At 60.6% G+C, this 355-nt stretch carries 2 pseudogenes; both read right to left on the bottom strand.

The features are described from left to right. Positions 1 to 146, bottom strand: a pseudogene (locus tag AC1D1Y_RS27005) (recombination regulator RecX); the annotation flags it as partial. Between the two features lie 38 nt (positions 147 to 184). After that, positions 185 to 355: pseudogene (gene recA, locus AC1D1Y_RS27000) on the bottom strand (recombinase RecA); the annotation flags it as partial.

Raw genomic sequence — 355 nt, 5'->3', positions numbered from 1 at the left:
GCGTCCAGCACCTTGGCCAGGGCGCCGGGTTCTTCTTCGTATTGCGCCAGCTTGCGCTCCAGCTCGACCCGGGAATGCTCCCGGGAGCTGAGCAGACGCAAAGCCCGGCCGGTCAGGGACAGCGCTGGCTTTGCTCCTGTATTCATAGCTGCTTGCACAATATCCACGGGGGCTAGAGACTGATTTACTCTATTTTCTCAGCTTTATCGGCCTTGTCCGCCTTTTTGGCCTTGGCCTTGACCTCAGACTCGGCCACGGGCAGCAAAGGGATGCCCAGGGATTCGCGCACCTTGTTTTCGATCTCCACCGACAACACGGGGTTCTCGCGCAGGAACTCGCGGGCGTTGTCACGGCC

This window comes from Polaromonas sp. P1_G1, from assembly GCF_056405595.1.
The sequence above is the reverse complement of the archived record's forward strand: the minus strand, read 5'-3'. Positions and strand labels throughout refer to the sequence as shown.